The sequence below is a fragment of the Brevibacterium sp. MGP-B1 genome (genome assembly GCF_057766545.1).
This window is the reverse complement of the sequence record NZ_CM173407.1, coordinates 4,007,566-4,030,176: the sequence shown is the minus strand read 5'-3', so window position 1 is coordinate 4,030,176 and position 22,611 is coordinate 4,007,566. Positions and strand designations below refer to the sequence as shown.

General features: G+C 64.4%; 19 protein-coding genes, 1 pseudogene and 1 riboswitch. Of the genes and pseudogenes, 17 read left to right on the top strand and 3 right to left on the bottom strand.

Annotation, left to right across the window (positions count from 1 at the left end; all coding sequences use genetic code 11):
* The 5 genes from AC3CD9_RS18305 to AC3CD9_RS18285 all read left to right on the top strand — a co-directional run bounded on the left by AC3CD9_RS18305 (position 1) and on the right by AC3CD9_RS18285 (position 4,586).
* The gene (locus AC3CD9_RS18305; protein ID WP_488365423.1) at positions 1–831 is read left to right on the top strand and encodes an electron transfer flavoprotein subunit beta/FixA family protein; all 831 of its coding nucleotides are present in this window, start codon (positions 1–3) and stop codon (positions 829–831) included.
* A 217-nt stretch (positions 832–1,048) separates the two neighbouring features.
* Complete coding sequence (locus tag AC3CD9_RS18300) at positions 1,049–2,446, top strand: integrase core domain-containing protein (protein ID WP_488365421.1); 1,398 nt, start codon at positions 1,049–1,051, stop codon at positions 2,444–2,446.
* Between the two features lie 173 nt (positions 2,447–2,619).
* On the top strand, positions 2,620–3,465 hold the full coding sequence (locus AC3CD9_RS18295; RefSeq protein WP_488365420.1) for an electron transfer flavoprotein subunit alpha/FixB family protein: 846 nt from the start codon (positions 2,620–2,622) through the stop codon (positions 3,463–3,465).
* 137 nt (positions 3,466–3,602) lie between these two features.
* A complete protein-coding gene (locus AC3CD9_RS18290; RefSeq protein WP_167193581.1) occupies positions 3,603–3,998 on the top strand; it encodes an acyl-CoA thioesterase in 396 nt (131 codons plus the stop codon).
* A gap of 180 nt (positions 3,999–4,178) precedes the next feature.
* Positions 4,179–4,586, top strand: a complete 408-nt coding sequence (locus AC3CD9_RS18285; RefSeq protein WP_488365418.1) for a VOC family protein — start codon at positions 4,179–4,181, stop codon at positions 4,584–4,586.
* A 103-nt stretch (positions 4,587–4,689) separates the two neighbouring features.
* On the opposite strand, the gene AC3CD9_RS18280 is transcribed toward AC3CD9_RS18285, so the two are convergent.
* A complete protein-coding gene (locus AC3CD9_RS18280; RefSeq protein WP_488365417.1) occupies positions 4,690–5,445 on the bottom strand; it encodes a helix-turn-helix domain-containing protein in 756 nt (251 codons plus the stop codon).
* A 134-nt stretch (positions 5,446–5,579) separates the two neighbouring features.
* Here AC3CD9_RS18280 and AC3CD9_RS18275 point away from each other — a divergent pair, with 134 nt between their 5' ends.
* The 8 genes and pseudogenes from AC3CD9_RS18275 (at position 5,580) to AC3CD9_RS18240 (ending at position 13,406) form a co-directional block, all read left to right on the top strand.
* On the top strand, positions 5,580–6,257 hold the full coding sequence (locus AC3CD9_RS18275) for an HAD domain-containing protein (protein WP_488365416.1): 678 nt from the start codon (positions 5,580–5,582) through the stop codon (positions 6,255–6,257).
* Positions 6,254–7,036, top strand: a complete 783-nt coding sequence (locus AC3CD9_RS18270; RefSeq protein ID WP_488365415.1) for a glutamate racemase — start codon at positions 6,254–6,256, stop codon at positions 7,034–7,036. Before AC3CD9_RS18275 ends, AC3CD9_RS18270 begins: the two co-directional genes overlap by 4 nt.
* A gap of 96 nt (positions 7,037–7,132) precedes the next feature.
* A complete protein-coding gene (locus AC3CD9_RS18265; protein WP_488365413.1) occupies positions 7,133–8,179 on the top strand; it encodes a slipin family protein in 1,047 nt (348 codons plus the stop codon).
* A gap of 99 nt (positions 8,180–8,278) precedes the next feature.
* Positions 8,279–8,875 (top strand): HdeD family acid-resistance protein, encoded by a 597-nt coding sequence (locus AC3CD9_RS18260; RefSeq protein WP_488365412.1) that lies wholly within the window; start codon positions 8,279–8,281, stop codon positions 8,873–8,875.
* Between the two features lie 380 nt (positions 8,876–9,255).
* Positions 9,256–10,758 (top strand): inorganic phosphate transporter, encoded by a 1,503-nt coding sequence (locus tag AC3CD9_RS18255; protein ID WP_488365411.1) that lies wholly within the window; start codon positions 9,256–9,258, stop codon positions 10,756–10,758.
* A 586-nt stretch (positions 10,759–11,344) separates the two neighbouring features.
* Positions 11,345–12,040: pseudogene (gene erm / locus AC3CD9_RS18250) on the top strand (23S ribosomal RNA methyltransferase Erm); the annotation flags it as partial.
* Between the two features lie 445 nt (positions 12,041–12,485).
* A complete protein-coding gene (locus AC3CD9_RS18245) occupies positions 12,486–12,695 on the top strand; it encodes a hypothetical protein (RefSeq protein WP_172172495.1) in 210 nt (69 codons plus the stop codon).
* A gap of 73 nt (positions 12,696–12,768) precedes the next feature.
* Positions 12,769–12,879, top strand: a riboswitch (SAM riboswitch).
* 32 nt (positions 12,880–12,911) lie between these two features.
* Positions 12,912–13,406, top strand: coding sequence for a hypothetical protein (locus tag AC3CD9_RS18240; protein ID WP_488365410.1), 495 nt, complete (start codon positions 12,912–12,914; stop codon positions 13,404–13,406).
* A 21-nt stretch (positions 13,407–13,427) separates the two neighbouring features.
* Here the strand turns inward: AC3CD9_RS18240 and AC3CD9_RS18235 are convergent, their stop codons facing one another.
* Positions 13,428–15,815, bottom strand: a complete 2,388-nt coding sequence (locus AC3CD9_RS18235) for a variant leucine-rich repeat-containing protein (RefSeq protein ID WP_488365408.1) — start codon at positions 15,813–15,815, stop codon at positions 13,428–13,430.
* Positions 15,816–15,973: 158 nt separating this feature from the next.
* Positions 15,974–16,642 (bottom strand): metal-dependent transcriptional regulator, encoded by a 669-nt coding sequence (locus AC3CD9_RS18230; protein ID WP_488365407.1) that lies wholly within the window; start codon positions 16,640–16,642, stop codon positions 15,974–15,976.
* A gap of 130 nt (positions 16,643–16,772) precedes the next feature.
* Here AC3CD9_RS18230 and AC3CD9_RS18225 point away from each other — a divergent pair, with 130 nt between their 5' ends.
* The 4 genes from AC3CD9_RS18225 (at position 16,773) to AC3CD9_RS18210 (ending at position 22,588) form a co-directional block, all read left to right on the top strand.
* On the top strand, positions 16,773–17,318 hold the full coding sequence (locus AC3CD9_RS18225; RefSeq protein ID WP_488365406.1) for a hypothetical protein: 546 nt from the start codon (positions 16,773–16,775) through the stop codon (positions 17,316–17,318).
* 180 nt (positions 17,319–17,498) lie between these two features.
* A complete protein-coding gene (gene betT / locus AC3CD9_RS18220) occupies positions 17,499–19,757 on the top strand; it encodes a choline BCCT transporter BetT (protein WP_488365405.1) in 2,259 nt (752 codons plus the stop codon).
* Between the two features lie 176 nt (positions 19,758–19,933).
* Positions 19,934–21,049 carry a hypothetical protein gene (locus tag AC3CD9_RS18215; protein ID WP_488365404.1) on the top strand — a complete coding sequence of 372 codons (1,116 nt, stop codon included), beginning with the start codon at positions 19,934–19,936 and terminating at the stop codon, positions 21,047–21,049.
* 3 nt (positions 21,050–21,052) lie between these two features.
* Positions 21,053–22,588: a lipase maturation factor family protein gene (locus AC3CD9_RS18210; RefSeq protein ID WP_488365403.1), complete on the top strand. Its 1,536-nt coding sequence runs from the start codon at positions 21,053–21,055 to the stop codon at positions 22,586–22,588.
* Positions 22,589–22,611: the final 23 nt, after the last annotated feature.

Sequence of the window (22,611 nt, the reverse complement as noted above, 5' to 3'; positions counted from 1 at the left end):
GTGAACATCCTCGTCTGCATCAAACGTGTCCCCGATATCGCCGGTTCCGTCACCCTTGATGCCACCGGCACCGGGATCGACGAATCCGGGCTCGGCCACACCATGTCCTCGCACGAGGAGTGCGCTGTCGAGCTCGCGATTCAGACCGCGGCCCAGGCCGGTGGGACCGTCACCGTGCTCACTCTCGGTCCCGCCGAGGCGGTCGAGCAGCTGCGTGCGGCCGTGGCGGTGGGCGCGAACGACGGCATCCTCGTCGAGGCGGCCGACCCGTCCGTGTTCGCACCCGAGGATATTGCGCAGGTCATCGGTGATGTCATCCGTGATCGCGCCGAGGCGGGGCAGACCTTCGACCTCGTCCTCACCGGTGACGATGCCGCCGACACCGGCGATTTCCAGGTCGGGATCCGCCTGGCTTACGACCTCGAGTACCCGGTGCTCACGAATATCCAGACGATCAGTGTCGGCGGGGCGGATGGGGGTGGCGGCGCCAGTGCCGAGAACAGCGGAGACGGCGGGCGCGGCGCCGGGCGGATCGAGGCGCGCGGGATCGGGCCGGCGGGAACGGAGACCTTCTCCCTCGATCTGCCCGCGGTCGTCGCAGTCCATGAGGGCGGGGTCGATCCGCGCTACCCCTCGATCACCGGGCGGATGAAGGCGAAGAAGGCGCAGGTCGTCGAATACGACGCCCCCGAACCGGGGACGGGCAGCCCCCGACTCCGGCTCGAACTGCCCGAAGTGAAGGCGAGTTCGGTGACCATCCTCGGCGAGGGCCCCGAAGCGGCTCCCGCCCTGGTCGATGTGCTCGAGGAGATCGGAGTGATCCGGCCATGACTATGGTCTTCGTCGAAACGGACCCGGCAGGTGAGGTCACACTCACCTCCGCCGAAGCCATCACCTTCGCCCGCAAAAACCCCCAATTACTACCTGACGGGGGCGCAGCAACCTCGCGCGAGGTATCTGGGCTGTGTTGTCTCATGACGTTGCTGACAACCTGACTCATGACGTTGCTGACAGTATGTCTCAATACGTTGTTGACACACTTCGGGCCATGCCTGAAGCCCTTTCACTAGCCAAACGCCGCGCGATCATCGACTTCGACCCCAACGCACCAGACTCACCATCGATCACCGAGTTCTGTCGCCAACACGGCATTACTCGAGCGTCGTTCTACGCAATCCGCAAACGCTACAAAACCGAGGGACTACAGGCACTCCACGCTCGTTCATCGGCACCGAAGAACACCGTGCGAATCTACGACCGGGCCACCACCGATCTCGTGTTGAAGATCCGCACCGAACTCGAGTCCACCGGGTGGGATGCCGGACCGAAATCGATCTGGTATCACGGCGTCGATACCGGACAATTCAGCGAACCCATCCCATCGGTGGCCACGATCGGACGGATTCTTTCCAACTCCGGGCGAGTGAAGGCGAACCCGAAGAAACGTCCCCGATCATCATTGATCCGATTCGTCCGCGCCAACGCCATGGAACTGTGGCAACTCGACGCTTTCGAATTCCCACTCACCGGCAGTGACACCAAGATCACGGTGTATCAGCTCCTCGACGATTCCACCCGCTTCGACGTCGGCACACAAGCCTTCCACGGCGTGGAAAACGGCAATCATGCGATCAAGACGATCTCTGACGCCATCGCCAACTATGGGGTGCCTCAAGAGATGCTGACCGATAACGGTAACGCCTTCAATGGCAACCGTCAGGGTTGGGTCGTGGCCACTCAGCTCTTCCTCGCTGACTATGGGTGCCGAGGAATCTCTGGCAGGCCCGGACACCCACAAACCCAGGGGAAGAACGAACGTGGCCACCAAACACTGCTGAATGTCCTCAGGGCCCACAGACCCCGCAGCCTCGCTGAAGCGCGGAAAGTGGTCGCGATGTTCCGCGACCGCTACAACTATCATCGCCGGCATCAGTCACTGCCAGGCGATATGAATCCTCATCAGGCCTGGCAGGCAGCAATCCACACCCCTTCGGACGGTACGCCGATCCCGCATACTGAAGTCGAAGCGATCGCACGTGAATACGCTCAACGACGACGCGCCCAAGCCGCGATGAACGAGCCACGCGTCGACGAGAAGTCAGTCGGTGAACCTCTCCAGACCGCGGCTGACTCGGTGCCAGACCGTGTCGTCATCGCTTCTGGCAATGCGCAGATCTATTTTCAAGCAGTTGGACTCGGAGTACCGAGATCATTGGCCGGCACCTATCAATCAGTCGTCACTGACGACTTCTACGCACTCTTCGATCCCACCACTGGTGAGGAAGTGGTGTACTTCCCGCTTCCGATCCGCACCGCGGAAACACAGAGACGATATCCGCTGTGGAGAGTCGTCGGCGCCAGGATCCGTGGAGCCACGGATGTGTGGTTGAAGAAGCAACGGGACTACATGCTCATGCACTTCCCCGGCGAGGCCCCGCCTGATTGAACTGTCACGAAATGCCGCTGACAACCTCGTTCGTTTGGTGTGAGCAACCTATGGAGTCAGGTCGTTCACAACCTAGTGAGCGAGGTTGTCAGCAACGTATTGAGTGAGGTTGTCAACAAGGTCGCGAGTTTCCACACGAGGTATCTGGGCCGCCGTCAGGTAGCACGGAGGGGGTGGCGATCGGCCCGCTCAGTGATGCTGCGGTTGAGTCGCTGGGGCGGCTCGGGGTCGGCGTCATCCATCATCTCGACCATCCGGATCTCGCGGAGTATTCTGCACCGGCGTGGGCGCAGGCGATCGTCGACGTCGCTCCGGAGTCCGGCACGCTGCTGGCCTCGGGCACCCCGCGTGGCATGGAGCTCATGGCCCACGCCGCGGTCCGCACCGGCGCCCGCATGGCTGCCAATGTCATCGCCGCCGACAAGGATGGTCTGCTGCGTCAGGTCCACGGCGGCACCGCCTTCGAACGCCTCCGCCTCGACGGGGATCTGCAGGTGCTCACGATCGCCGGCCACGCCTGCACTCCCGAAGAGACGACCCCGGTAACCCCGGAGATCATCGCTTATGACCTCACCGTCGCCGAGGCGGACCTTGCCACCCGTGTCCAGCGCACCGAGGTCGAGGCCGCCGATGATGCGTCCGGACTGACCTCGGCCAGGGCCGTGGTCGGGGCCGGTCGCGGAGTCGGTTCGGAGAACGGATTCGCCGAAGTCCTCGAACTCGTCGACCACCTCGGCGGGGCCCTGGGCGTCTCTCGTGTGGTCACGGGCCTCGGCTGGCGCCCGCACGCCGAACAGGTCGGCCAGACCGGCAGCCGCATCTCCCCCGACATCTACATCGCCTGCGGCATCTCGGGAGCAATCCAGCACATGGCCGGAATCGAGGGGGCGAAGACGCTCGTGGCCATCAACACCGATGAAGAATCGACGATGGTCCAACGGGCGGACTATGCGATCATCGGCGACCTCCACGAGGTGGTCGGAGCCGTCAACGAGGAGATCGTCCGCCGTCGCGGCTGATCGCAATTGGGGCCGGGCTCCGCCAAGGCCACTCCGGACAGTACCAATGCACTGAGAATTTCCGTTGGCGCTGACCACCTGATTAACTATGGAACGATCGTTCAGACCTCGTTCCCAATCAGCTCCTGGAGGCAGTCATGGCCACTTTCGAACTCTCACCCGAAGTGCGCTGGTCGGATCAGGACCTGCTCGGCCACGTCAACAACGCACGGATGATCACCCTCATCGAAGAATGCCGCGTGCGCTGGATGCACGAGATCCGGGCCGGACACATCACCGGCGGCGGGCTGCTCGTCGCACGCCAGACCATCGACTACCTCGTGCCCGTCATGTACGGCCCGGAGCTGAAGATGACGGTGACGGTGAAGAAGCTCGGCAACTCCTCGTTCACGGTCAACACCCGAGGTGACCAGGACGGACGTCAGGTCTTCGACCACGATTGCGTGCTCGTCCACATCGATCGGGATTCGCAGAAGCCCACTCCGCTGACGCCCGAGCTGCGCGCAGTCTTCGAACCCTACCTGCAGGGTTGAGGACCGAACCGCTGACTTAGGTGGGAGAGACAGTCACGCAAAACCGAGGCGGGCGTCACCATTTACCCACCCAGTGTGAGCGTATCTCCCGCCCAACAGCAGCGAGTACCTCCCGAGGGACGCGCGATTATGGCCGATTCGTTCAAGCCGGCACCGCACCCGTCCGCATAGTCTGAAGTCATGAAACTCGATGCGATCTCGATCATCACCTCGGACATGTCCGCCGCCATCACCTTCTACTCCGCGCTCGGCCTCGAGCTCGCCGACGGCGGCCCGGACGCCCCACACACCGAGTTCTCCTCCGGATCCCTGCGGATCCTCCTCGACACCGAGGCGGTCGTCCTCGGCATCGATCCCGAATGGACCCGCCCGACCGGCGGAAACAAGATGTCCTTGGCCTTCGACTGCTCCACCGCCGAGGCGGTCGATGCGACATTCGCCAAGCTCACCGGGCGCGGCGACGGGGGAAGCGATCCCGTGGCCGGAATCGTCCACGAACCCTGGGACGCGTTCTGGGGACAGCGCTACGCCGTGGTCTCCGACCCCGACGGCAACACGATCGACCTCTTCGCCGCCCTCAACTCCTAATTGCTACCCGACGGCGGCCCAGCAACCTGGCGCGAGGTTGCTGGGCCGCCGTCGGGTAGTTCTGGGTGGGGACGAACTTAAGGAACGAACGTCAAGAGCGCCCTCACCCGATGAGCGAGCGCTCGTCCCGCCGCAGGTGAGCTGCGTCGGCATACCCGACCTCGGCCGCGGCCGCGGTCCGCGACCGCCCCGCATCGATGAGGTCTCGTGCGGCCTGCCAGCGCAGGATCTTCGCCAGGTGCTTGGGTCCGTAGCCGAACCATTCCGCACTCAGCCGGCGCAGCTGCCGCGGTGAATACGCGAACTCCGCGGCCGCCTCGGTGACGGTCTGGGCCGGCGAATTCGAGCGCACATCCAGGGCCCGAGCCAAGACCATCGGACGCGGGTCCATCGGAGCTCGGCCCGTCAGGCCGCCGGCCGTATCGAGCAGCACCCGGGCAGCTCCCGTCACCGAAGTGGCCCCGCCCTCACCGACTTTCCGGCCACTGGTATGGCTGCCTCCGACGACAGCGTCGAGGGGCGTCACCCGATCGGCCAGTTCCCCCGCCGAGGTGGTCAGCAGCTGCGGAAGCACGCCGGAGTCGAAGCGCAGGCCCACCGTCGGTGCGGCCGAACCGTGGAAGTTCCGTGCCGTGGAATCGGCGCCGGCGATAAGGATCTGCGAATCGATGACGATGAGATCCATGCACCCGTCGGGAACGATGAGCGATGGAGATGGAGCGGGCGCAGGCGCAGCAGACAGTTCGAAGGCGGGAATCCGACGGTCGGGATCGGCCGCCTCGGTGAGGGAATCGGCCTTGTCGGGAACGGAGACCCACAGGCTCGCCCGCAGGCGTGGGATCCGGGTTTCGCGATACACGGACTCGGCCTCCTGACGCTCTCGGCGGTAAACTCATCTGTGTTCATCTGGTGCGGGCGGCGCGATCTGCCCCCAGAATAGCGCGCGAATGGCCCCAACAGAGGGCCGCACGACTGAGCTCACGGGAAGGAATGATGGCTGCAGCATCCTCGGCGCCGGTATCGGCGCGCAGGCAGGCTCGCCATGTCACTGTCTTCCTCGATGTCGATGGCGTCCTCAACTCCTACCCGGTGCCCAAGCTGCGTGGCATGGCCGAGGGGCGAAAGAAGCTGCACGCGTGGCACTACGAACTCCACTACCGGCCGTCCGTCGTCGAATTCTTCGACCGCATCGTCGAGACCCATGAGGTCGACGTCGTCTGGCTGTCGACCTGGTCGCAGCGATGCAAGTCCGAGCTCGAACCGAAATTCGGTCTGCGCAACTCCTTCGACGTCATCGAAATGCCCGATGAGACGCACAACCGCTTCGCTCACGATCCGCAGCAGTGGTGGAAGGCCCGTGCCATGGAGGACTGGCTGGCCACCCACGAACACGGGCGTGCGATCTGGATCGACGACGATCTGGCCTGGCCGGCCACCCGCGAATACTTCCTCAAGCACTACTCGCCCAACCGCCTCAAACTCATCGCCCCGGACTTCGCCCACGGCCTGACGAAGGCCCATCTCAAGGAGATCCGGGAGTTCGCCTACCCGAAGGCCAGCAGTCAAAAGACCGACGAAGCCAAGCCCGACGGCCCGAACGCCGACAATCCGAAGACCAGCGAAGCCAAGACCAGCGATCCGACGACATCCGAACCGAAGGGAACTTCATGACGCGCATCGGCCTGCTCGATTCCGGACTCGGACTCCTCGGCACCGCCGACGCGCTGTTCAACCTCGCCCCCGACGCTGACCTCGTCCTCGCCATGGACCCGGACTTCACCCCGTACGGCAGCCTGAGCACCGAGACCCTCGAACAGCGGGCCCTGCATTCGGCCGGTGTGCTCGCCGAATGGGAGCCCGACGCCATCGTCATCGCCTGCAACACCGCCTCGGTACAGGCACTCGAGGCCGTCCGCGCCCGCTACGAACCGGCCATCCCCGTCATCGGCACCGTGCCCGCCGTGAAGATGGCCGCCGGCACCGGGCAGGATTTCGCGATCTGGGCGACGCCCGCGACCACGGGCAGCGAGTATCAGCAGAACCTCATCGACTCCTTCGCCGCGGACCTGCAGGTGGCCAAGATCGCCTGTCCCGGACTGGCCGAGGCCATCAACGCCGCCGATCTGGACAAGATCGACACCACCATCGAGGATGCCTTCACCCAGATGGGACCAGGAATGGAGACCGTGGTGCTCGGCTGCACCCACTACGGACTCGTCGCCGACCGAATCATGGCCGCCCGAGCCGGAGCCCTCACCGTCTTCGACTCCCCCATGCCGGTCGCCAAACAGACGCTGCGCCGCATCGGCCTCGAACCCGCCGGAGTCGGCGAGGATCAGCCCGGCACCGGTCGCGTGCTCGCAACCTTCGCGTCCGGCCGACGCGTCAGCCTCCCACGGGCCCTGGACGCCTACCCGGCCGGCAAACGGCTGCTCGCCCGCGAGGCCTGAGCACCTCCCCTCCGCGTTCCCTCCGAGCCGGGTCTTTCCGCGCCGCACAGGCGTAGAATAGACCATACAGTCAATCGTCAAAGGAGGCGATTCGACATGTTGGCGCTCAGTATCCTCGCCGCACTTGTCGCACTCGGAGCAATCACGCTGGGAAACAGCCTGAAGATCGTCAAGCAGTATGAGCGCGGGGTGGTCTACCGCCTCGGCAGAGTCAATGCCGAGCCCCGCCCGCCCGGAATGACCGCGATCGTCCCCTTCGTCGACAAACTCGAGAAGGTCAACCTCCAGATCGTGACCATGCCGATCCCCGCGCAGGAGGGCATCACCCGCGACAACGTCACCGTCCGCGTCGACGCCGTCATCTATTTCAAGGTCGTCGACCCGCGCAAGGCCGTCGTCGACGTCGAGGACTACCAGCTCGCCGTCGGTCAGGTCGCACAGACCTCGCTGCGTTCGATCATCGGCCAGAGCGAACTCGACGACCTGCTCACCAACCGCGAGCGCCTCAACCAGGGCCTGGCGATCATGATCGACAGCCCCGCCGTCGACTGGGGCGTCCACATCGATCGCGTCGAGATCAAGGACGTTGCCCTGCCGGAGACGATGAAACGATCCATGTCGCGCCAGGCCGAAGCCGAACGCGAACGCCGATCCCGCGTCATCATCGCCGATGGAGAGCTGCAGGCCTCGAACAAGCTCGCCAAGGCCTCCGAGGCCATGGCCCACACCCCGTCCGCCCTGCAGCTGCGCCTGCTCCAGACCATCGTCGAGGTGGCCGCCGAACGGAACTCAACCCTGGTCCTGCCCTTCCCCGTCGAGCTCCTGCGCTTCCTCGAGAACAACACCCCGACTGCTCCTCCCACCACCGAGGCGGGCGCGAAGTCGACCACGGAAGCAGGAGTCACACCCACCACGGACGCCCCCGCCGAGGCGGCCGACCGGTCCGGATCGGACACGACGTCGAGTGCCCCGGCTGACCTCGACGCCATCGTTCAAGCCATGTCCGAATCGCTCAAGCTCACCGGGCTGATGCCCGAGCAGGAGCGTGTCACCTCGGACATGCCGGAGCAGGAGCGGACCACCTCGGATTCGACCGCACGGTCCGACTCCAACGATCAGGAGGAGCACCTCGGGCACGCCTGAACCGTCGCACCCCGGCCGGCGACCGCCCTGGATCCGCCCACCGACCGCCCCCGGCGCCGTCTTCAGCGTCTGTCCAAACCGGAGGACTAGGCTGTGGGCATGGACCTCAAGCGCACTGGAAGAACAGTCATCGTCAACGGCGTCATCGCCCTCGTGATGGGTGCGCTGATGATGGTCTGGCCAGGCACCTCCGCCGAGGTGGTCGTGCGGATCTTCGCCTGCTGGCTCGCCGTCATCGCCATCTCCTCCCTCGTCTTCGCACCGCAGGGAGGCCGCACCGGCAGCATGGTCACACGCGCGGTCCTGCTCATCCTCCTCGGTGCGCTCATCTTCTTCACCCCGATGCTGTTCGCGTCCATGGTCACGGTGCTGACCGGATTCGCCATCATCTTCTTCAGCTTCCTCGCGCTCACCATGTCCTTCTTCATCCGTCGGATGGGAGTCAGGACCTGGTGGGCGCTCACCGTCATCGGCGTCCTCGGCATCATCCTCGGCGGCTTCTTCCTCTTCGCACCGGGCGCCGGAGTGACCGCGCTGATCTTCACCCTCGCCGGATTCATCATCCTCGTCGGCATCGCCCTCATCGCCCTCGGCCGTCGACTGCGCAAGGTCGACAGGCAGATGAAATCCGACCCACACCGCAATCGCCCCGATGACGGCGGCGGCGATGTCATCCGCGGGGAGATCATCGACTGATTCCAGCCGCCTCGGCGAGCTTTTCCCCTTTCGACAGAGCCCGGATCCGCACATCTGCGGGTCCGGGCTCTGTCACGCGCCCACGGCTCACCGATGCACGCACCAAAGTCGGCCCGAAGTGGTCATTGTCACAACATGACTTTCCGTCTCCGCCACACCCAAGCGCCCGCCTCCCGCAACGACCCGCCCAAATAGCATCTGACCTGGAACATTGCGTGAACGGAAGGCGAAAACTACCGAGTGTGCATGAGCATTTCGTGCGCCTCGGAATCGGAGTTAACCGTGCATTCATCTTCTCCGTAACCTGGCGGTCATCCGACCTGCGAATCATGGAGGCAGAAAGCCACTGCCACATCGACTGAAACTCGCGAGGAGAACGAATGACCCAGGTCCTGGCACCGGAGCGCCACACTCCGCCACCTGCCGTCGGCCGCAGCAACGACCGCCTCTGGCATCTGGCCTTCGGCGGCCTGATGGCGATCACCCTCATCGCCTTCACCCTGTGGTCGCTTGACTTCGTGGGCCGGGACGCACCCCGCATGGTGCTCATCACCACGGTCATCTTCGGCGCTTTCATGGCCTTCAACATCGGCGGCAACGATGTCGCCAACGCCTTCGGCACCTCCGTCGGCGCCGGCACCCTGACGATGAAGCAGGCACTGCTCATCGCCGCGGTCTTCGAGGTCAGCGGCGCGCTTCTGGCCGGCGGTGACGTCACCGATACGATCAAGAGCGGAATCGTCGACCTCAGCGGGGTGGCGATCGACCCGATGGACTTCGCGTTCATCATGATGGCGGCCCTCCTCGGCGCGGCAGTGTGGCTCCTCCTGGCGACGCGGATGGGCTGGCCGGTGTCGACGACGCATGCCATCATCGGCGGCATCATCGGTGCGTCACTGACGATCGGTTTCGTCACCGGCACCGGCGGATTCGCCATGGTGCAGTGGTCCGAGGTCGGTCAGATCGCGATCTCCTGGGTGCTGTCTCCCGCCCTCGGCGGACTCGCCGCGTTCGTCATCTACGGGCTGATCAAGAAGTACGTGCTCGGCAAGTCGCTGTCGCACACTCTGAAGCCGCATATGCTCGCCCCGGTCTCCGCAGCCGAGGGATCCGTCGACGCGCAGATCGACGCCGCCGCCGAGGATGCCCCCGCCGAAGGAGGATCGATCGGCACGCACTCGGCCCTGCAGCGCTGGGTTCCCCTCATCGCCGCCGCCGGCGCGGTCATCATCACCGCGATGCTGCTGTTCAAGGGCTTGAAGAACCTCGACATGAGCGTGACCACAGTCGGCGGTCTGCTCATCATGGCGATGATCGGCGCGGCTGTGTGGCTGGCAGTGTTCGTCTTCGCCAAGACCCTGCGCAAGCAGACGGTTCCCCGGGCGACCTACATCCTGTTCTCTTGGATGCAGGTCTTCACGGCCTCCGCCTTCGCCTTCAGTCATGGTTCGAACGACATCGCCAACGCCGTCGGCCCCTTCGCCGCCGTCCTCGATGTGCTCCGCACCGACAGCATCAGCGGCGAGGCGACCGTGCCGTTCGCAGCCATGCTCACCTGCGGCATCGCCCTCATCGTCGGTCTCTGGTTCATCGGCCGCAAGGTCATCGCAACGGTCGGCACGAACCTCACCGAGATCCACCCGGCCTCCGGATTCGCCGCCGAGCTCGCTGCCGCAGGAATCGTCATGGCCGCCTCGGTGAGCGGTCTGCCGGTGTCGTCGACGCACATCCTCATCGGCGCCATCATCGGCGTCGGCCTGGTCAACCGTTCGGCGAACTGGAAGCTCATGAAGCCGATCGCACTGGCGTGGATCATCACGCTTCCGGCCGCCGCGGTCATCGGTTCGGTCGGTGTCATCGCCCTGCGCACCATGATGGGCTGACACACTGACACGGACGCTCACACGCGTTCGCCGGACTCCGTTCGACACATGGCTTCGAACGGATCCGCACCTCCGCCCTGCCGACTTCCACACGAAGTCGGCAGGGCGATTTTCGTCCGGACCCTGGTCTCGGCAAAGCTCCCTGTGCTATCTTGTTCCGCATGGGAACATTGAACAGCAGCGCAATGACTGCGCCTTGCTTCTACATTCGTCACCGCAGCGCCTGACAGCGCGCCTGACGAATTCTTCTGCGATCGGCTGACCGACGACGGTCACCCTGATCTGCTCTGCAAGCGCGTTGTCCTCCCGGAGAGCCATCGGCATCCGGGCGATGCGACAATCGGCTGATCCCTTTCCGATTCACTGACCACTTCGATCATCATGATCGACCGGGTCTATACGAATCGATCAGACTCACCTTCATTGCGCTGCCTCGGGTGCCTCCATCTTCCTTTTGGAGCACATCCCATTGCGACCCCACACGTCACGACACCGTTCGACACGCAGTCAGTCCCGTTCGCGCTCGGCCTCGCGCTCGGCCCCGCGGTCACAGCACGGCGGGCGGCATGAACTCGGCCAGAATTTTCTGCGCTCACCTACCATCATCGACACGATTGCGAGCCTGGCTCGTTCCACCTCCGGACCGATCATGGAGATCGGTCCCGGGGATGGGGCAGTCACTGCCGAGCTCTACCGGCTCGGTCGAAAACTCACACTCGTCGAACTCGACGAAACGAGGTTGGATCACCTTGAAGACACGTACCCGCGGGCCGAGGTCCGGCACGCCGACATCCTGACCACCCGGCTCGACCGGCCGGTCATCGTCGGCAATCTGCCGTTCCACCTCACCACTCCCATCCTCCGCAAACTGCTGCGTTCCGGGCGCTGGCAGCGGGCGATCCTGCTCACCCAATGGGAGGTGGCCCGCAAACGCGCCGGCATCGGCGGATCGACCATGATGACCGCGCAATGGACCCCGTGGTTCGATTTCCGCCTCGTCACCCGCGTCCCCGCCGACGCGTTCACCCCGAAGCCCAGCGTCGATGGCGGCATCCTCACCATCGATCGCTGTCCCACCGGATCGATCCCAGACAATGCTCGATCCGAATATCAACAGTTCGTCCGTTCGGTCTTCACCGGTCGCGGGCGAGGAATGAAAGGAATCCTCTCGAAGATGAGCATCACCGATCATCGCACTCTGCAATCGACCATGGACCGCAACGACATCAGAGGAGACACCTTGCCCAAAGATCTCACCCCCGACCAGTGGACCGGACTGTTCACCGAACTGGTCACCGAAACAGATCAGAAGAATGCGAAGAAGGGAAAGACCATGCGAAACAGCAAAGCACCCAAACAGAACCCCATCACCGAGGCGGCCCCGCAGACACCGTTGATCACCGGGGAGATGCCCATCGTCGGCGCCAAACCGGCGACCGAAAAGCTGCAGGCCTCCATCCCGGCCACCGATCCCAAAGCGAAGAGCCATGACAAGGGTCATCTGCAGGCCGAGCGTGGTTTCATGAATCAGCATCAGAAACCGCAGCAGCCCCAGCCGAGGTGGAACCTGCCGCGCAGGTGAGTCTCCAGCGCCCCGGTCCGACGTTTCCCCGTCGGACCGGGGCGCCATCATCTTCTCCGGAAGTTCATCTTCGCCGACTGCCGGCGCTCGTAGACTGAAAACAGCAGGTCCACGCACTGCGCATTCGGTCGAGAGGTCAGCCGGAATGGACAATGAACACGGCACTCACATCAGACGCTTCATCAATGGGTGGTGTCCTGGCTGCGAAGAGAGCAGCAGCCTGACACCGGGTCGACTCAATTCCGACGGAACCATCGAATTCCGCACCTGTGTCGACTGTGGGGAAACCGTCGAGGACCACGATCCTCGATTCTGGTCATCGGCCGCCGACGCCGATGAAGAAGGACTCGTCTAGATTCCTCCTCGGCCGGCCACGGAGATCACCAACGCAAAGGTCGTGTCAGACCCTCCGTCTACACTGAAATCACGTTCGCGAGCTGTGGCCATCGGTACCTGGCCGGCCACACGGCAACCCGTCATCGACCGGGTGCCCCAGGGGAAGAACGGGCCCGCGCCGACCGCTCGGGCAAGCTTCGATCCGGGCCGCTGGGCCCGAGAAGGACGGTTTGCCATGTCCGCAGACTTCGACGACTCCGCCGACTTCCACAACAACTCCGACAAAAGCGGCAGGGCCGCCGAACAGTGGCCGGGCTTCGACCCAGCGGAGGCACTGCATTGGTCGAAGGTCCTCCTGCACCACTCCCCAGACCCGCAACGCGCCGCCATCAAAGCTCAGATGAGTTCGGCGATCGCCCGCGGCATTCCTATCGCCGGGCCCGATTGGGTGCGCACCGCCGATTCCGCACGCACCGACGGCTTCAATCCGGTTCTCTACCAGACACTCTTCGAAAGCCTGCGCACCATTCCGAAGTCGGCTTTCCGATCACACCCGGGACACCGGCAGGCGACGTTCAAGACTTACCTACCCGGCACCCCGTATGAATCAGAACTGTGGAGCGACTGGCCGAAGCTCTTCCTCACCGACGGATTCGACGCCCGAACTGCCACGGCCCTGACGCTGCTGCGCGCCGAACCGAAGTTCCCGCGGCCGCGAAGCAACAACTAAGCAGAGGGTCATCGACGTCGCTCAACCGAATTGCCGACCCGCCTCGTAGACCGTGACGCTGCCATCCGGGGTCCCTCTGAGAAGCAGATAGAAGTAATACTGATCGCCGCTTCCTGTCTGCGGCGTAGTCACGCCGCAGACAGTGTCACCTGGCCGGATCTCTTCTTGAGAAGACAGATACGACATCGACTTGCCGTTCGCGAAGTAATACTCTCCGCCACCGTAGTCAGCATCGTCATACGGCTGAATGAGCTCGCAGGTGTCGACCTTCACTCCTTTGGGGAAGTGCTCGGATCGGACCGTCGGCGGGTTCGACGTCTGACCGTCACCGAGGATGTCATCGAGTGATGACATCATTTCGGTGGTCGCCGAACGTCCCGCTTCTGCGTCGTCTCCGGCGGCGACCGCCTCGGCGAATGTCTGCACCTGTTCCACAGCCGGCGTACGAACGTCACCGGATGGCACGTGATAGACGGTGTCCTGATGGGCGAAGGACTTGCCATCCCAGCGGTAGAGGATATCGGCACTCGCCGACTTCTCGCATGCGGTGCATCCCTCGTCACCGTAGACGCCGATGCCGCCGACGTCGATCCCCAGATACTGCCCCATCGGGCTGACCGAGTTGAAGTACGGCTTGGGCACATATCCGGAGATATCGGCCGCGTTGCCGCGATCGTCGACGTCATCCCAGAGTTCGATGGAGTCGAGCAGGTTGAGATCCTCATCGTAGATCCCGATCGACGGGTAGATATACGTGCCGCCGCCGTTGCAGCTGAACTCGACAGCGGTCAGGGCCTTGTCCCCCATACGAGACGTCGTGAACCCTTCCATAGTGATACCAGAATAATGTCCATCATCGGCGCTGGCCTCACCGTCGGAGAATTCCACCTCGTGCTCGGGTTTCGGATCCAGCGGGCCGTCACCAAGATAGTAGTCGTCGTAGGCGAGACCGAATTCCACGCAACCCGGAGGCGTCGACAGCTTCGCGTTCTTGAACGCGTCCGCACCCGGGAACTGCGCAATCGCGTCGCCATCGGAACCGCCGTTGTAGCCCGGGTCGGCCTTGACGGTGTCGACGTCGCTGGAATCGGTGAAGTCGAAGACCTCGAGAACGCCGTCGGACATGACCAGCAGATGGTCACCGGAGACAGTGAAGCTGTCGAGTTCGACATCGACTCGCCACAGTTCCTGACCCGAGTCAACGGCGAGACCGTGCACACCGGCATCGTCAGCGATGACGATCACATCGTCCGCAACCGTCCAGTTCGGTCGCAGCCGCGGCTCGCCGAGGCCGGACGCTGTCGCCGCTGACTCGCTCAGCTCGGACTTCCACAGCACCGAGTCGGCATCGACTGCGATGACCGTCTGACCGTCCGAAACCACCCAGGGCCCGTCGTCGCCGGCACCGACCATCCGCACGGTCGCCTCTGCATCGACGCTGACGTCGGAATACGTGCCACCATACGGTGTTCTGAAGCTTCCGTCGTCGTTGACGGTGATCGGCACGGCCTCCGTCGCCGGGTCCTTCACCTCGGCGGAGTCGTCGCCGTCTTCCGAGTCGCCTGAAGAACCGTCTGACTTCGAACCATTCGCGCCGTCGCCCGGGCTGAGAGTGACTTCTCCGTCTTTCAACCTGATTGAGCGGTCCCCGCAGGTCACAGAGTCTGCCGACCACTGGCAGTCCACGGGAGTGCCCTCAAGCTTCGGGCCGGAACTCTTCGCGTCATCATCTGCAGAATCGTCCTCAGCCCCCTCTCCGTTGCTGGTGCCGTCGTCGGCTTCTGGTGCCTTCACCTCGGTGTGCGGAACCGGCGCCATCCACGTCGGCTGCAGAGTCTCCTCGTGGAGAGCCATAATCACCGACTGTCGAGGTCCGACGACGCGGACGAGCTGCTGATCAGCATCTGCGTCATCGCCTGCCTGCAATCGGGTCAGCTGCGCATTGCGGCCGACATCGGCGAGATCGACGGCCGCCTTCTGACTGGGCGCTTTGTCGAAGTCGGAGCCGGAAAGGAACTGCGCTCCGAAGAATCCGCCGGTCACCGCGAGGACGAGGACGAGTCCTGCACCGATTCCCAGCAGCCATTTCCGTTTGCTGCGACTCCCCGCCTGCGGCGAGGGTGAGGCTCCCGCAGGTACAGCAGATCCATGGTGGTAGGCGGGCTGATGTGCTGGTTTCTGCTGCCAGCCTGAGGTCCAGCCTCGTCGCGCGAGCGCTTCCTGGACGGTCGGATCCGGATTGGCGGCAAGCCAGTCGAGCAGGTCCGGATAGGCATTCGGATGGGCAGCGATGTCAGCGAGCAGGTCCGGCCGAGTCGCCGCGATCCGCTGGAGTTCAGAGCCAGAGGCATCTGCGGAGCGAATGATGGCGAGGTCGGGGTCTTTCCCGAGACCGAAACTCTTTCCCATACGACAGATGTTATCAACGGAAACAATCAGGGAATCCAGCTTTGCCGCAATACTTCATCAACGCGAGAATGCTTTGCTCGCGATGTTCAGTCAGGCCTATTCAACTCTTCCGAGGGACCCGACACCGCAGCCCTCGCCGAGTTCCGACTCGCGAAACCTCAGCCTGCCGCGGCCGCGTCCAGATACACGGCCGCGGCGAGGGCGGAGGCGATCGCCTCCCGCTTCCCTCCGATGTCCACGGTCACGGCTTCATCGGCGCGATCGACGACGTCGAGCGCGACATCGGGCAGCACTCCCGCCTCGGCGAGCTTGCCGAGAACAACAGGATCGGCATCGGAGACCCGCAGCACCTGATAACGACCGGGAGCCGCCCCGGAGAGCAGGGTAGGAGTATGGGAATCCACGCGCCCGTCCGGTCCCGGGATCGGATCGCCGTGCGGGTCGGACGTCGGGTGGCCGAGGAACGCGTCGATGCGGTCGATGAGCCGATCTGAGGCGGCATGCTCGAGGATCTCGGCTTCGTCGTGGACCTCGTCCCAGCCGTAACCGAGCGACTTCACAAGAAAGGTCTCGATGAGCCGATGCCTGCGCACCATCGACAGGGCGATCACCCTGCCCTGCTCGGTGAGCACCGGCGGCTTATATGGGACTCGAGTGATGAGACCGAGTTCGTCAAGACGCTTGAGCACCTCGGTGACATTGGCCTTCGTCGTTCCGAATCGGTTCGCAAGTTCGGTGGCCGTCATCGGGTCGCCGCCCCATTCCTGAGCCGACCAGATGGCCTTGAGGTAGTCCTGACTGACCTCGGAGACTTCACCTGCACGCATGCCCCCAGTATCCCATGGACGCGTCACCGCTCCTCCACTTCACCCGAAGTGGACGATCGGACACAGATGTTCCCAAACGATTACGACCGACCCACCCCATCGCCGAGGCGGCCCTGCCAGAATCACATTCATGACCTCCCATCCCCTCCCCTCCGACTCGGTTCGCCCAACCGACAACGCCGACCGAACAGGGTCGGTTCCGCCCGCCATCCCCGGAGACCCCTCCCCCACAGACGGTTGGCCCCCGTTCCGTGCGCTCCGCCGCTGGGCGAAGGCCCGAAAGCCCGCGTCCCGACCAACCGCACAGCGAGGGCCGACTACCCCGGACAACCCGCGAGCACGATCAGAGAGGATCAACGCAACCGGCCTGTTCCGCCCCGGCGAGATCGAGTACGCGCGGCTGCGGAGCCTGCCGCCGTTCGACACCGATCTGCTCATCCTCACCAACCTGCGGATCATGCGGGTGCGCACGGATGCTCAAGGCTCCGTCGCCCAACTCTCCGAGGCGGCCGCTCGGCAGGTCGGCGCCGTTCGAGCAGAGGATTTCCGCGGACGCGCGACCGTGACCGTGGAGCTGCACGTCGGATCGTCGATGCGGCTGGAGGAGACCATCCCCACCGAGGCGCAGCGTTTCGTCGACACCGTCACCGAGGTGGCCGCCCGCTCCCGGGCATGATCCCTTCCACCCTTCGGGCCCGTTCGAACCGGCTCCCGTGCCGGGCCCGACTGGACGCCCCTGCAGCTTAGTCAACTTCCTGAAAAGAGGGGGTGCTGTCTTTGTGAAAATCCTCCAACCGTAGAATAGATCGGGCCCATTTTCGGGCCCAGTCCACTTTTGTCTACCGGAGGTCGATGCGTGCAGGATCCGAACGAAGAGAAGTTGAAGCGCCCAGTCGTCGAGCGTGAGCGATTCGGCGGTACCGACCGAGCAACGAGAATCAGCAGGGACGTCGACCCCGAGAAGCGCGCTCCGATCGACAGCACGGAGATGAGCAAGGGCCCGGAGGAGCTCTCCGACGAACGCGGCTCCCGGGTCAATTGGCGAGTCTTCATCGTCGCCTCCCTCATCATCCTCGCGTTCTCCGTGTGGGCGATGATGATGCCCGACTCGGCTCAGTCCACGATGAAGACGGCTGTGGACTGGATCGCAGAGAACCTCGGCTGGTTCTATGTCGTCACCGTCACCGTCGTCATCGGCTTCGTCCTCTGGGTGGCACTGTCCAAGGAAGGCGGCGTCAGGCTCGGCCCGGACCACTCTCGTCCGCAGTACAACCTCTTCACATGGGTCGCGATGCTCTTCGCCGCAGGCGTCGGCATCGACATGCTCTTCTACTCGGTGACTGGACCGATCACCCAGTACCTCCACCCCGTCAACGCCTCCCCCGAATCGGCGGCAGCCGCCCAGGACGCCGTCGTGTGGACGATGTTCCACTACGGCATCGCCGGCTGGTCGATGTACTCGCTGCTCGGCATGGCGATGGGCTACTTCGCCTACCGCTGGGGCATGCCCCTGTCGATCCGTGCGGTCCTCTACCCGCTGCTGGGCAAGCGCGTGCGCGGAACCACCGGTGATGTCATCGACATCTTCGCCCTCGTCGGCACCGTCTTCGGCGTGGCCACCTCGATGGGCATCGGCGTCGTTCTGCTCAACGTCGGGTTCGCCACCCTCTTCGGTCTCGAAACCGGGCTGGCCCTGCAGATCGCGCTCGTCATCGTGGCCGTCGTCATGACCGTCGCCGCCTGCACCTCGGGCGTGGATAAGGGCATCCGCCTCGTCTCCGAGCTCAACCTCTGGTCGTGTGCGGCGATGATGCTCTACATCCTCGTCACCGGCAAGACTGCTTTCCTGCTCAACGCCATGGTCGAGAACATCGGCCGCTTCATCTTCACCCTGCCCGAACGCACGCTGTCGACGTTCGCCTATGTCGACGGCGGCTCCGAATGGATGGGCGGCTGGACCCTGTTCTTCTGGGCCTTCTGGCTCGCCTGGGGTCCCTTCGTCGGGCTGTTCCTCGCCCGCATCTCCCGCGGCCGCACGCTGCGTGAGTTCGTCATCGCTGCGATCACCGCCCCTGTGATCTGCGACTTCATCATCGTCACGATCTTCGGCAACTCGGCCCTGTCCGAGGTCTTCAACGGCAATGACGAGTTCGCGAAGACGGCCATCGCCTCCCCGGAACAGGGCTGGTACGACCTGCTCGAGATGTTCCCGGGAGCGACGTTCCTCATCGGCCTGGCCACTCTGTCCGGGCTGCTCTTCTACCTCACGAGTGCGAACTCCGGCGCCATGGTGATGTCGAACTTCTCCTCCTCGATTCCGAATCCGGAAGAGGACGGAGCCAAGTGGCTGCGCATCTTCTGGGCCTTGGTCACGGCAGTGCTCACAATCGCCATGCTCGTCGCCGGCGGCGTGACGACGATGGAGTACGCGACGCTGATCTTCGCCCTGCCGGTGACGATCATCGCCTACCTCGTCATGGCTTCGTTCTCGAAGGTGCTGCGCATGGAGCGCGCCGAACGCGAGGGCCGGATCCGTCGCCGGCGCACCACGGCCGCCCACGGCGGACGCGCTCCGGAGAAGACCTGGCGTCAGCGTCTGGCGACCCTGCGGTCCTACCCGACGAAGAAGTCCGTCGAACGTTTCGTCGCCGAGGTGGTCGGACCGTCTCTGGAAGCCGTGGCCAAGGAATTCCGGGAGCTCGGCTACACCGTCGAGCACATCCAGACCCTCGACGAGGACACCGAGATCCCGACGAACACGCTCAATGTCGACATGGGCGATCAGCGCGACTTCCACTACGAGGCCGCAGCCATCGAGGCGAATGTGCCGTCGTTCGGTGCCCGCAACGCCCCACGCGGCGATGACAAGTACTTCCGCATCGAGGTCTTCACGCAGACCGGTTCGGAAGGTTACGACCTCATGGGTCTGAGCTCGCAGCAGATCATCGATGACGTGCTCGACCGGTATGAGAACCATCTGTCGTTCCTCGCCTACTCGCACGAGCATTCGTTCCAGTCGGTCGTCACTCCGCCGAGCCCGCCGACCACGGATTCGATTCCGGCCGTGCCCACCTCGGCCGATGATGTCGAGGAGCTCGAAGAGCCGAAGCACTGAACTGAGCCCCTCGCCGAGGCGGCCGTGCCCACCCGTGCACAGCCGCCTCGGTGACGGATGCGTCCAGAAGGAGCGGTGACCGACACGGTCACCGCTCCTTACTTATTCGCTGCCACGCAACGGATCCGGAACATCTCAGCGCCCCGGGTTCACAGAGTTCCTGCGAGGATAGAGGCATGACAAGGGACAGACGCTCCAAGGGCAGTGCGCTCGTATTCGGGATCGGGTTCGCCGTCTTCGCCTCGGTTCCGTTCTTCCTCGCCAATGCCGGTCTCAACCCGCTGCGCAACACTCTGCTTTGGGAAATCGACCCAGATCGGGCGCCGAGCATCGGTGCGGCAGCGCTGTTCCTGCTCTCAGCCCTCGCCGCTTTCGCCTTCTACGAGGACAAACCGCCGGCAGGGAGCAGCCGCGCCCGTGCGCAACTGGCCGAGGATCCCCATGGAGTGAAACGCAGACAGCCGCCCACCGCCTTTGTCCGCAGTCCCTGGCATCGGGTGTTCGCTGTCGGACCGGTGTGGGCCGTCTGCGGAGTCATCGTCATCTTCATCTGGCATGCCTTCGCCAAGGACTCCGGTATTCCCGGCACCGTCTGGGGCGACCTGACATCATCCCCGCTGCCGGCCTTCGCCCTGCTGTTCGGACTGTGGGCCACCGTCAACCTCAGCCTCACCCTCGGCGCGGTCGCCGATGCCTTCCACCGCACGCTCTGGGCGATCTTCCTCATCGTCTCGGTTGTCATCGCGATTCTGGCCATCACCATCGGCGTCGTGGCCTCGAACATTCTCACCCTGTCAACTCCGGTGGCGCTGACGATGACGGCGATCTGCCTCATCGTCACCACAGCCGCCCTGATCCCGGCCCGCCTGTTCGCCGTCGCCCGAGCACGCGTCACCACCCGGATCGATGCTGCCCACGAAGCTCGTCTGCAGGCTCTGCTGATGGGCCTCGCCCCGGGCGAGCACCTGATGCTCCACTTCGCCGACCGTGAGAACCCGGCCGGACAGATCCTCGCCGCCACGAACCAGCGGCTCCTCCTGGCCGCACCCACCAGCACCGGAACCGGACCCACACGACCGGGGCAGGTCCGCATCCTCGACCAGGCACATCCGGGACAGCTGCGCGGAGCCAGCACAGCATTCCGCCCGGCCGGTCACACCACCTCGGTGCACTTCCGGGACCGCCCGGACATGGAACTCATCGGCGGGGACCCGAGCGAGGCAGACACGTTCGCCGAGGCACTGACCTCTCTGGCCACGACCGGCCGTCTTCCGCAGGAGGAGGATACTTAAGCCATGGACCTCAGCCAGGTGGTCGCCCTCCTCACCGCCGGCGACTACACAATCTCCCGCGAGATCATCCAACGCGGCTTCGGTGTGCTCTTCCTCATCGCCTTCGCCTCCGCGTTCAACCAGTTCCCTGCTCTCCTCGGCGAACGGGGGCTCACACCGGCTCCGCGCTTCATCGCGCTGACCTCGGCCCGACAGGCGCCGACGATCTTCCGCTGGAAGCGGTTTGCGTATTCGGACCGGCGACTGCGCCTCGTCTGCGTGATCGGAATGGTCCTGGCTGCCTCGGCGATCATCGGTCTGCCCCAAGCCGGCCCCGCATGGGTGCCCATTCCGGTATTCCTGGCGATGTGGGCGCTGTACTTCTCGATCGTCTCGATCGGGCAGCGCTTCTACGGCTTCGGTTGGGAATCGCTGCTGCTCGAAGCCGGGTTCCTCATCGGGTTCCTCGGCTCTCACGAGGTGGCCCCGACTCTGCCGATGATCCTGCTGCTGCGCTGGTTCGTCATCCGCGTCGAGTTCGGGGCCGGAATGATCAAAATGCGTGGGGATTCGTCCTGGCGCGACCTCACCGCGATGGACTACCACCACCAGACCCAGCCGATGCCGAATCCTCTCTCCCGGCGCACCCACCTCATGCCCGGCTGGTGGCACAAGAGTGAGACCTTGGGCAGCCATATCGTCCAGCTCGCCGCACCGTGGCTGCTGTTCCTGCCCCAGCCGATCGCCTCCTTCGCAGCTGTCGCCATCATCCTCACCCAGCTCGCGCTCATCGTCAGCGGCAACTATGCGTGGCTGAACTGGGCGACGATCCTGCTCGCCTGCTCCGGCATCAGCGACACCTTCTTCCGCTGGATCGTCGGCGGCCCGTTCCCCGAATGGGGGTGGAATTCCGTCATCGGAATATTCACCGATCCCACCACCACCACCGAGGCGGCCGACTTCGTCGCTGTCCCCGATCCGGTCGCGACCCTGCCGGTCTGGTGGCTGATCATCGTCCTCGTCTTCGTCGCGTGGCAGGCCTGGCTGAACGTGCCGGCGCTGCGCAACCTCTTCTCACCGAAACAGCTGATGAACGCGAGCTTCAATCGGCTCGGCCTCGGCAATGCCTACGGCGCTTTCGGATCGATGACCGAGACCCGCAACGAGATCATCATCGAAGGGTGGGACGGCGAGAGCTGGCGCGAGTATCCATTCAAGGGCAAACCCGGCGACGTTCTTCGTCGCGGGCCTGTCGTCGCGCCCTATCACCTCAGGCTCGACTGGCTCATGTGGTTCGCCGCGCTCGGTGACTACCGACAGACCTGGTTCACCGCACTGCTGCGCGCGATCGGCTCCGGCGATGTGCAGATCCGCAGACTGATGGGCCGCGACCCCTTCGACGGTGCTGCCCCGGACCTCATCCGCGTCCGCGTCTTCACCTACCGCTATGCCACCCGCGCCGAGCGCCGAGCGGCCGCCGCAGCCGGAGAACCGAAGCCGTGGTGGGTGCGTTCGGACCCGCGCATCCTCATCCGACCGACCGACCTGCGCAAGGGCTGACCGACTATGCGCGCACTGAAGAG

Bases quoted from the DNA above. Each gene is read 5' to 3' on its own strand.
- AC3CD9_RS18265 (WP_488365413.1), top strand. From the start codon at position 7,133: ATGTTGGCGCTCAGTATCCTCGCCGCACTTGTCGCACTCGGAGCAATC.
- AC3CD9_RS18235 (WP_488365408.1), bottom strand. From the start codon at position 15,815: ATGGGAAAGAGTTTCGGTCTCGGGAAAGACCCCGACCTCGCCATCATT.
- AC3CD9_RS18270 (WP_488365415.1), top strand. From the start codon at position 6,254: ATGACGCGCATCGGCCTGCTCGATTCCGGACTCGGACTCCTCGGCACC.
- AC3CD9_RS18300 (WP_488365421.1), top strand. From the start codon at position 1,049: ATGCCTGAAGCCCTTTCACTAGCCAAACGCCGCGCGATCATCGACTTC.
- AC3CD9_RS18240 (WP_488365410.1), top strand. From the start codon at position 12,912: ATGTCCGCAGACTTCGACGACTCCGCCGACTTCCACAACAACTCCGAC.
- AC3CD9_RS18230 (WP_488365407.1), bottom strand. From the start codon at position 16,642: ATGCGTGCAGGTGAAGTCTCCGAGGTCAGTCAGGACTACCTCAAGGCC.
- AC3CD9_RS18275 (WP_488365416.1), top strand. From the start codon at position 5,580: ATGGCTGCAGCATCCTCGGCGCCGGTATCGGCGCGCAGGCAGGCTCGC.
- AC3CD9_RS18245 (WP_172172495.1), top strand. From the start codon at position 12,486: ATGGACAATGAACACGGCACTCACATCAGACGCTTCATCAATGGGTGG.
- AC3CD9_RS18255 (WP_488365411.1), top strand. From the start codon at position 9,256: ATGACCCAGGTCCTGGCACCGGAGCGCCACACTCCGCCACCTGCCGTC.
- AC3CD9_RS18215 (WP_488365404.1), top strand. From the start codon at position 19,934: ATGACAAGGGACAGACGCTCCAAGGGCAGTGCGCTCGTATTCGGGATC.
- AC3CD9_RS18225 (WP_488365406.1), top strand. From the start codon at position 16,773: ATGACCTCCCATCCCCTCCCCTCCGACTCGGTTCGCCCAACCGACAAC.
- AC3CD9_RS18290 (WP_167193581.1), top strand. From the start codon at position 3,603: ATGGCCACTTTCGAACTCTCACCCGAAGTGCGCTGGTCGGATCAGGAC.
- AC3CD9_RS18285 (WP_488365418.1), top strand. From the start codon at position 4,179: ATGAAACTCGATGCGATCTCGATCATCACCTCGGACATGTCCGCCGCC.
- AC3CD9_RS18260 (WP_488365412.1), top strand. From the start codon at position 8,279: ATGGACCTCAAGCGCACTGGAAGAACAGTCATCGTCAACGGCGTCATC.
- AC3CD9_RS18210 (WP_488365403.1), top strand. From the start codon at position 21,053: ATGGACCTCAGCCAGGTGGTCGCCCTCCTCACCGCCGGCGACTACACA.